Annotated in this window: 7 protein-coding genes; 2 read left to right on the forward strand and 5 right to left on the reverse strand. The window is 42.4% G+C overall.

Annotated elements, in window-relative coordinates; genetic code table 11:
* Window positions 1-246: 246 nt before the first annotated feature.
* The gene (locus IY568_RS07510; RefSeq protein WP_194867218.1) at window positions 247-3,297 is read right to left on the reverse strand and encodes an FAD-binding and (Fe-S)-binding domain-containing protein; all 3,051 of its coding nucleotides are present in this window, start codon (window positions 3,295-3,297) and stop codon (window positions 247-249) included.
* 148 nt (window positions 3,298-3,445) lie between these two features.
* On the opposite strand from IY568_RS07510, the gene IY568_RS07515 reads away from it, so the two are divergent.
* Entirely contained in the window at window positions 3,446-3,652 is a 207-nt protein-coding gene (locus tag IY568_RS07515) for a PGPGW domain-containing protein (RefSeq protein WP_125564630.1), read from the forward strand.
* A gap of 275 nt (window positions 3,653-3,927) precedes the next feature.
* On the opposite strand, the gene ppsA is transcribed toward IY568_RS07515, so the two are convergent.
* A complete protein-coding gene (ppsA, locus tag IY568_RS07520; protein ID WP_125564632.1) occupies window positions 3,928-6,303 on the reverse strand; it encodes a phosphoenolpyruvate synthase in 2,376 nt (791 codons plus the stop codon).
* 140 nt (window positions 6,304-6,443) lie between these two features.
* On the opposite strand from ppsA, the gene IY568_RS07525 reads away from it, so the two are divergent.
* Window positions 6,444-7,253: a pyruvate, water dikinase regulatory protein gene (locus IY568_RS07525; protein WP_125564634.1), complete on the forward strand. Its 810-nt coding sequence runs from the start codon at window positions 6,444-6,446 to the stop codon at window positions 7,251-7,253.
* Between the two features lie 31 nt (window positions 7,254-7,284).
* Here the strand turns inward: IY568_RS07525 and IY568_RS07530 are convergent, their stop codons facing one another.
* From IY568_RS07530 to IY568_RS24700, 3 genes are all read right to left on the reverse strand, one after another.
* Window positions 7,285-8,640, reverse strand: coding sequence for a class II 3-deoxy-7-phosphoheptulonate synthase (locus tag IY568_RS07530; protein ID WP_125564636.1), 1,356 nt, complete (start codon window positions 8,638-8,640; stop codon window positions 7,285-7,287).
* Between the two features lie 622 nt (window positions 8,641-9,262).
* Window positions 9,263-9,469, reverse strand: coding sequence for a transposase (locus tag IY568_RS24695; protein WP_267251433.1), 207 nt, complete (start codon window positions 9,467-9,469; stop codon window positions 9,263-9,265).
* Between the two features lie 275 nt (window positions 9,470-9,744).
* Window positions 9,745-9,894 (reverse strand): hypothetical protein, encoded by a 150-nt coding sequence (locus tag IY568_RS24700; protein ID WP_228553175.1) that lies wholly within the window; start codon window positions 9,892-9,894, stop codon window positions 9,745-9,747.
* Window positions 9,895-10,229 lie beyond the last annotated feature (335 nt).

The raw sequence follows: 10,229 nt of genomic DNA on the forward strand, positions 1-10,229 counted from the left end.
ATTCCTAACTCATACGTTACCGGCGGTTTGAATATTATCATTTAAAAAGCTAGTAAGAACACATCATACTTAATTGTACATTAATCTTAACTCAGCAACTTCTAAACTTATGAAAAATTGTAACCAAGCGGAAAACGTTATGCGAAATCTATTATGTTAAATTTGAGCGTTTTGGGGGAAACGAAGGGAAATGGTTGAAAGAAAAAGCATAGCAACAGAGTTAAGACTGTTACTATGCTGATAATATTAGAGGTTATTAGCGATAAACTCTATTGGATGCATGGGCTTTTGATTTTCGAACCGCTTAACCTGGCAGCGGCAAGAGAACCCGGTTGCCAAAATTGTTTCAGAATCCATCTTTTTCGTATGATGCTGCCAGGACATTTCATACAGGCTTCTTGAGTTTTCCTGATGATCAGTTTCATGTCCATAGGTACCAGCCATACCACAGCAACCTGTTGCCGGAGTGTCCAGGTTAATACCTAGCTGATTGAATATCGTTTTCCAGACATTCTTACTATCTGGCATCGCGCTGGTTTCAGTACAATGACTTAACAGCTTGACTTTGCTTGAGCTGACTTTGGTTTGTTGGCCGAGTGCATCCCAGTTCTGAGTAGCGAGCCATTCATGCGCCAGCTGCACTTGAAATGCCAGTTTGTCTTTCTCAAGGATGTTAAGATACTCATCCCGATAGCAAAGAACTAACGAAGCATCTAACCCAATCATTGGTCTACCAAATTCCGCGACGCGAGAAAGAAATTCGTTTGCGGAAGATGCGGTTGACTTGAATTCTTTTAGAAATCCTTTTACGTGTTGCGCCTTGCCGTTTGGTACGAAAGGTAAGAGAACCGCTTGTTTGCCAAGTTTACCAACTAACTTAATGAGTGCTTCTACCAGCTCCGCTTCGTAATAGCTGGTAAAAGGGTCTTGCACGATAAACACAATATCGGACATTGCTTCTTTTGATAAAGCGGCCAATTTATTTTCGTCGTATAACTGTGAGCTTTTTACTCTCGAAGTTAATGTAGGAACACTTAGCTTAGGCGTATCGACATAACCAATGATTTTTTTCAAAGCCAACTTTACGGGAGGAAAATTGACAAAAAAGTTTGTCGTTCTTGGTAGTTTTGCCATCAAAGGTGTAGTTTTTTCAACATTAGCAACCAAGTGATCTTTAAGTGGTCGATTGTACTTGCTGTGGTAAAGATTCAGAAACCTCGCACGAAAAATTGGCACGTCTACTTTTATTGGGCAGGCGGTTGTGCAGGCTTTACAAGCTAAGCACTCATCCATTGATTCTTTCACTTCATGTGAGAAATCATAAAAGCCTTTGTGTTTTTTCTGATTATTTCGAAAACGTTCCCACCAGGTTGTATCATTTTCCTTTGTAATTAAGGTTTTCTCCACCGCTAGTAGATCAACCCCCTGCTCTTCTTGCAGTCGGAACCATTCTCGGATCAGCGACGCTCGACCTTTAGGTGAATGACGACGATCTTTCGTCACTTTATATGATGGACACATTGGCGACGTTTCGTCATAGTTGAAGCAGAGCCCGTTACCGTTACAGTTCATCGCATTTTCAAAACTTTCTCTGACTTCGATATTGATAGACTTATCAAACCACGCGCGTTTTTGATCGTCCACACTAACTAGGCGCTCATTACTATCAATAGGTGTACAGATCTTGCCGGGGTTCAGGCGGTTATTTTTGTCGAATGCTGTTTTAATTTTTCTCAGTTCATTGAACAGTGTATCGCCAAAAAACTCCGGGCCGTATTCACTTCGATATCCTTTACCATGTTCACCCCACATAAGCCCCCGATATTTGGCTGTCAGCGCAACTACCTGATCAGAAATTTCTCGAAGTAATTTCTCTTGTTCCGGATCACACATATCCAGAGCCGGACGAACATGGAGTACACCAGCATCAACGTGGCCAAACATACCGTAGTTTAAACCTTTGCTATCCAATAGCGCTCGAAATTCTAATATAAAATCAGCAAGGTTTTCTGGTGGTACGGCAGTATCTTCCGCAAACGCCAAAGGCTTTTGTTTACCTTTAGTATTACCAAGTAAACCAACCGCCTTTTTACGCATCGCGTAAATTTTAAGAATATCGGACTTATCATTGGTGAGCTGATAACCAACAACCCCTGCTTCTTTATTGGCAATGAGGAGGTCTAGTTGTTTACACAGTGAAGATACTTTGTGTTCGATTTCGTCAGGTGTTTCTCCGTTGAACTCAACCATGTTAAGTCCCTGAACGTCAACACCAGGTACGTCCGATATTAAGTCCGATACTGAATGCCAGATAATATCCTGCTTCGCAAGATTAAGGACCTTACTGTCAACAGTTTCAACTGAAGTGGCATTCGCAGCGACTAAAAATGGTGAATTTCTGAGTGCAGACTCGAACGAATCGTATTTAATATTGATTAGTGTTTTATATGGCTGAATACGCGTAACATTTAACTTGGCTTCCGTGACAATACCAAGTGACCCCTCTGAACCTGTAATCACTCGACTCAAATCAAAGGTTGTCATTTGTTCGTCGAACACGTTTTCCAGATCGTAGCCGGTTAAAAAGCGATTGAGTCTGGGAAATTTCTCTAGTACGAGGTCTCGATTTTCCTTACAGCTATTTAGAACAGCATTATAGATTTCACCAACCCGATTGGTTTGTTTAGCGAGTATCTGTGCTTTTTCAAGTTCAAGCTTGCTGGTGTTGAGCTCCGTACCGTCGACAAGGATTGTCTTAAGTTCAAGCACGTGATCACTCGTTTTTCCATAAACAAGCGAACCCTGGCCAGATGCATCTGTATTTATCATTCCACCTATAGTAGCGCGGTTACTGGTGGATAGATCGGGAGCAAAAAAGAAACCATATGGTCTCAGAAAATCATTGAGCTGATCTTTGATTACACCGGTTTGAACTTTTACCCAGCCTTCTTCTTCGTTGATCTCAAGAATTTCGCGCATGTAACGAGATAAATCAACAACGATACCAGGAGTAAGTGACTGGCCATTAGTACCTGTACCACCACCTCGAGGGCCAAAGCTTAAAGAAAGAAAAGGGTCCAGTGATGCAACTTGCATCGCGACCTGTACATCCTTCGAATTCCGTGGATAGATAACAGCCTGGGGAATTTCCTGATAAATACTGTTATCAGTGGCGGTTACTATTCTGGTTGCGTAACTCGTATCGGTATCTCCGCTAAAGCCCTGGCCTGTGATCTTTTTGATGTAGTCAGTTAATAATGTATTTGCAGAATCCTGCTGGGTAATTTCGGCAATCATGACGGTAATAAATTATTGCTTTGTTAGCATTGTATCATGTTGAGTGCCATTACAAATCCGGAATTTTTCGTTTTGTTACATTTAGAAAAAGATTGTCTTTGGGATATGAAGTACGCTTATAGGTAACTATAAAATCCGCGAGGTTGGTATGAAGAAGTTACTTTTGAATGTATTAGCTGCAGTTTGTGCCATGTTAGCTTTACTATTTATTGTAGTACCCGGTCCTTCTATTGTTTTCTTGTTAGCTGGCCTAGTTTGTTTGTCGTTTAATTACCCATGGGCGAGGAGTTACTTGAAAAAAACGCAGGCTGGATTTAAGACAATTTGCGTGCAACTTGATAAACGCTTGAGATAGTACCAATTTTATTTAATACCTGTTCTATTTGAAGGGAAAATATGACGCTAACGGCGTTAAAGAGTTCTCATTTAGAACTTGTACTTTTAAGGTATAAGATTGCAAAGTGTCGCCTCGCTTATACGGATGTAGGTGCCTCAGCGATATCAGGACGCGGGGAAGGTGTTTTCGACCCTATTTTCTCGCTTTAAAACAGAACACTTAATTAAGCAAATTAGTATAATCAGAAAATAAAAAAGGCCTGTAAAAACAGGCCTTTTAGCTAATTAAATCAATTAAGCTTTGTTTTGCTCAGCAAGATATAGCCAAGTTTCAAGCACTGTATCAGGGTTAAGTGATACAGAGTCAATGCCTTGATCGACTAACCAAGCTGCAAAGTCTTCATGATCCGATGGACCTTGGCCACAAATACCAACGTATTTGCCTTTTGCTTTGGCTGTTTGAATAGCCATAGAAAGCAGTTTTTTGATGGCCGGGTTACGCTCATCGAACAAGTGTGCAATCAGACCAGAATCTCGGTCAAGACCCAAAGTAAGCTGAGTCAGGTCATTTGAACCTATTGAGAATCCATCAAAATATTCAAGGAACTCTTCTGCCAATAGTGCATTTGAAGGCAATTCACACATCATGATTACCTTCAGACCATTTTCCCCACGCTTAAGGCCGTGCTCTTCTAGAAGCTGAATAACCTGAGCCGCTTCTTCAAGTGTACGAACGAAAGGAATCATAATCTCGACGTTGTCCAGACCCATTCCGTTGCGAACACGTTTAATAGCTTCACATTCAAGTGCGAAGCACTCGCGGAAATCTTCCGAAATATAGCGTGATGCACCTCGGAAACCAATCATTGGGTTTTCTTCTTCCGGTTCGTACTGTTGACCGCCAACTAAGTTTGCGTACTCGTTTGACTTGAAGTCAGACATACGAACAATAACACGCTCTGGCGCAAACGCTGCACCTAGTGTTGAAATACCTTCAACCAGTTTAGCGATATAGAATTCTACAGGGGACTCATATCCTGCAATGATATCTTTGATTTCAGCTTGAAGGTCAGCCGGCTGAGTATCAAAATTAATAAGTGCTTTGGGGTGCACACCGATCATGCGATTAATGATGAACTCTAGACGTGCAAGACCAATACCTGCATGCGGCAGCTTAGCGAAGTCAAATGCTCGATCTGGGTTACCCACATTCATCATTATCTTCATAGGAATTTCAGGCATTGAGTCAATGCGTGAAGAAATGACTTCGAAGTCTAGTTTACCCTGGTAGATGTAACCAGTGTCACCCTCTGCACAAGAAACGGTTACTTCGTCGCCGTGTTTGATGGTGTCTGTTGCGTTGCCGCAACCAACCACTGCAGGAATACCAAGCTCTCGAGCGATAATTGCAGCATGACAGGTACGTCCACCACGGTTGGTAACAATTGCCGCAGCGCGCTTCATGATAGGTTCCCAATCCGGGTCTGTCATGTCGGTAACCAGGATGTCACCCTGCTCAACTTTATCCATTTCATCGATAGAATTGAGTACACGTACCACACCGCTGCCAATTTTATGGCCAATCGCACGACCTTCGCAAACTACGTTTGACTTCTCTTTAAGCTGATAGCGTTCCATAACGTTCGCATCTTCATTAGAACGCACTGTTTCTGGACGAGCCTGTACAATATAGAGTTTACCATCGTTGCCATCTTTAGCCCATTCAATGTCCATTGGACGACCGTAGTGCTTTTCGATGATCACAGCTTGCTTGGCAAGTTCTTCGACTTCGCTATCTGTGATTGAGAATTTGTTAGATAATTCTGGCTCCATATCAACGATCTCAACTTGTTTGCCATGAGATTCGTCGGTTGAATACACCATTTGAATTGCTTTAGAACCGATATTACGTCTAACAACTGCTGGTAAGCCTTTCGCAAGTGTTGGTTTGTGAACGTAAAATTCATCCGGATTTACAGCGCCCTGTACTACCATTTCGCCAAGACCGTAGCTTGACGTGACAAAAACGACATCTTCAAAACCCGATTCTGTATCTATGGTGAACATTACACCTGAAGACGCTTTGTCTGAACGAACCATGCGCTGGATGCCAGCAGAAAGCGCAACGCCGCGGTGGTCGTAGCCTTGGTGAACTCGATAAGATATTGCGCGGTCATTAAACAGTGATGCAAAAACGTGTTTGATAGCAACCATCACAGCATCTATACCTTTCACATTTAGGAAAGTTTCTTGCTGTCCGGCAAAAGATGCGTCTGGCATATCTTCTGCGGTCGCTGATGAACGCACTGCGAAGGAGACATCGTTGTTTTCATCACCGTGGAGTGACGTATAAGCCTTACGAATGGCTTGGTCTAATTCTGGCTGGAATGGTGTGTCGATTACCCATTGACGAATTTGGGCGCCGACTTTGGCAAGTTCGTTGACGTCGTCAACATCGAGAGTATCGAGAATGGTGTGGATTTTTTCATTGAGGCCTGATTGCTCTAAGAACTCATTAAAGGCGTCTGCCGTAGTCGCGAATCCACCGGGTACTTGTACACCTGCATTGGCAAGGTTAGATATCATTTCACCCAGAGAAGCGTTTTTACCACCAACTCTAGGTACGTCTTGCATACCTAATTCTTGATACCAGAGAACGTAGTCTTGCACGGAACTGTCTCCAAAACAAATTGTATTTAATGTGAGAGAAAAATTGACCTTCCTATAGGTCGAAGGCATTCTACAACTTAAAGCATAGCGACGTAAACCGCGACGCGAAAAAATACTAAAAAAGTAATTTAAAGGTTAAAATGAGAACTGCATTTTATATATCAGACGGGACGGCGATTACGTCAGAAGTGTTCGGTCATGCTACCCTATCAATGTTTCCTGTGGACTTTAACCACAAAACTATTCCATTTGTCGAAACTGTAGAGAAAGCAGAAAAAATCAAAGATTTAATCAATGAGACAGCGGCAACCAGTGGCGAAAAACCGCTAGTATTTTTCACTTTTGTAAACCCGGTTTTGTCAGATATCATTTTGGCGTCCGATGGCGTTTGCTATGACTTCCTATCTTATTCTAGTGAAATTGTAAAAAGAGAGCTAAAAGTAGCACCTGTTCCAAAAGTACACAGAACACACAGTATTCATGAAGCTACTTATGATTTCAGAATTGATGCTGTCAACTATGCGTTGGCCAACGACGATGGTGCAAATGTCAAAGATTACGAAAAGGCGGATATAATTCTGGTCGGCGTAAGCCGAAGCGGAAAGACACCAACCAGCCTTTATCTTGCTTTGCAGTACGGCATTAAAGCAGCAAATTACCCTATGACAGAAGACGATTTGGAAAAAGGCACACTACCTAAGTGTTTAACTCCGTTCAAACATAAAATATTCGGTTTGACCATAGATCCGGAGCGACTGTCTGCAATCAGGCAAGAGCGCATGGCTAACTCGCGATACGCTTCTATTCGCCAATGCAGGATTGAAGTACGGGAAGTTGAAATGCTGTTTAAAAAGAACAGGATCCCCTACCTGAACTCTACCAAGTTTTCTGTTGAAGAAATTTCTGCAAAGATAATGTCAGAGACAAACTTAGAAAGGCGTAAATATTGATAAAAAGGCCCATCTGGGCCTTTTTATTGTTTTAAACTCGGTTTCTTGCGTCTTTCAACAAGTCTGCAACCAGGAAGCCTAGCTCTAAGACTTGATCTGCGTTCAAGCGCGGATCGCATTGTGTTCGATAGCGCTGAGCTAAGTCCTCGTCTGAAAGTCCATAAGCACCGCCGATACACTCCGTAACGTGCTGACCTGTCATTTCCAGGTGTACACCGCCTGGGTAGGACCCTTCAGCTTTATGTACAGCGAAGAACTGACTGATTTCACGTAGTATATTATTGAAGCTTCGAGTTTTATATCCTGTGCTGGCTTTTTCAGTATTGCCATGCATTGGATCTGAACTCCAAACTACTTTACGTCCTTCTTCCTGAACTTTTCTCACCAAGGCTGGCAGCTTTTCTGGTAATATGTCTGCCCCCATTCGCGTGATTAAAGTAAGTCTGCCCGGGATATTCTCTGGGTTGAGCGCGTCGATAAGTTGGATAAGCTCGTCTGGTTTCATACCAGGGCCAACCTTTACACCAATCGGGTTTTTAATTCCTCTAAAGAATTCAATATGTGCATGATCTAATTGTCTAGTCCTTTCACCGATCCAGACAAAATGCGCGGAACAATCGTACCAGTCTCCACTTAGATGGTCGCGACGCGTCAGTGCTTGTTCATACCCTAACAATAAAGCTTCATGTGAAGTATATAAATGTGTTTCTTTAAGGCTTGGCGCGACGGATGAATCGATACCGCACACTTCCATAAACTCTAAAGCTTCCTGGATCCTGTTTGCCAACTGTTGAAACTTTTCTTTCATTGGGTTAGCTGCAACGAAGCTCATATTCCATCGACTAACCTGATGTAAGTCTGCAAGGCCACCCTGTGCAAATGCTCTAAGCAGGTTCAGTGTCGATGCACTGTGGTGATAAGCTGTCAGCAACCTTTTAGGATCCGGTATGCGTGCCTCTTCTGTAAACTCAAAACTATTTACGATGTCGCCTCTGTAAGATGGTAACGCAACGCCATTGATGGTCTCGAAATCAGATGATCTTGGCTTAGCATATTGACCAGCCATTCTTGCTATTTTGACAACTGGGCACTTTCCGCCATAAGTCAGAACAACTGCCATCTGCAACAGTGTTTTGAAAGTGTCTCTGATATTAGTTGCACTAAAGTCAGCAAAGGACTCTGCACAATCTCCACCCTGCAATAAGAAAGCTTTACCTTCACAAACATCAGCAAGACTTTTATAAAGGCTGCGTGTTTCCTCTGCAAATACTAAAGGTGGCGCCGCGTTGATTTGCTTCTCAACTGACTCAAGCGCAATTTTATCCGGGTATTCAGGTTGCTGAACTATCGGATGATCTCTCCAGCTATCTGGACTCCAAGGCTTCATATATTTTCCTCATTCCTCATTAGTTACCTCAAAGGCAAGGTACCTTATAGACGCTGAGGCTTCAAGGATCTTTCGAAGAATTTAAAGGATAATTCAAAAACCAAAGAACACATCATACATTATGGCGAAATTTAATTACTTCAACAACTCTATTTTAAATTGAAAAAGCTATCAAAGAGCTAGTGTTTTGTCTCTGGTAGTTCTAGTTTAAGCTGTGTTATCTTACATATGAATTATGTTAAATTTGCATTGCTTTTACCTGGCTCACCCTAACTACTAGGTAAATCAGATAATGCCTGTACCATATGATAGTTTCTAAAAGCTTTAGCAATAGATGAACATCTTGATAATCTCAATTAAGCAGAGCCTTGTTGATCAAATCCAAATAGCTTAGGCAACACTGCGATTTCAGCTGTTTCCCTGATATTCAGGCATACCTAGCCCAGTCATTCTATTGAGCACTTTAACTTTGATCATCGCCTCAGTGTGCTACTTATTGAATCCACGACTAACCAGCTTGTCACCCATTAGCTGTTTACAACGGTACATTGCTGTTTCCGACAGTGAGCATTGATGGGAGTTCACACACTTCTATGTGCTTTATTAAAAGGACCGCGCTGTTTCAAGCATGTCCATCCTCCCAAGACTGCGCATTGTACCTTGGTGGGATCACTGCGTCGGCCATTTCGGCATAACAGCCTCGGCTATCATAAGCGCCATCCGCTTTTATCGAACTGATTTTCCTGCGCAATGATCTGAGCAAGTCGCCCAGAACCTCTGGCTCACATACGGAGATTGTAGACAACTCAGCACCCACGATTTGGTGCATATTTTCATCAAAGGCCAGATGTAACTTTCGCTAGGTTCGGCGTTTATTCTCACCATGTTTTCTTGCATGCCACTCACCATTTCCGTACACCTTCAAGCCTGTATTATTAACCATGATATCAATAACCGCGGATGCACTAGAGCTCGATCTGTAACGAACTGCCAGCCAGCAATTCGCTTGCAAAAACAACTATAAGTTGGCGTTTCCAAACCAAATTTCATCATTGATATCAAAGAAGAGACAAGCGAGATACAGCGCGCAAAGTCAGGCAGGTCTCAATCGCCATTAAATCGCACTTTGCCGCCGTGATGTTGCGTGTTGTTCCACTGCACAATTGCATCCTGGGAAAACCAAAGTTGGATGTTACCTCTGGCGATTAGGGTTTTGTTGTAATCGAGCCAGCAGGTGATACGCTTTTCTTTCAAAGTTCAGTCTCGGTGTTTGCTTTTGAGATCTGATCACACAAGGTTAGATGAGTTCAATGATTTAGGAAACAACGCTATTAATCAACAAAGCCGGATATAACACAATTTGAGCTGCCTTGAATTTTCAAACTTTACTATGAACTACCCTTTTAACCTATACATGAGAAAATGTTCTATTAAAATTTGGATAAATACTGCACTAGATCGCGGCCTTGTTGATCAAATCCAGATAGCTTAGGCAACACTGCGATTTCAGCTGTTTCCTTGATATTTAGGCATACCTAGCCCAGCCATTCTATTGAGCACTTTCACTTTGATCATCGCTTCAGTGTGCT

Source organism: Pseudoalteromonas sp. PPB1, from assembly GCF_015356275.1.
GTDB lineage: Bacteria > Pseudomonadota > Gammaproteobacteria > Enterobacterales > Alteromonadaceae > Pseudoalteromonas > Pseudoalteromonas rubra_D.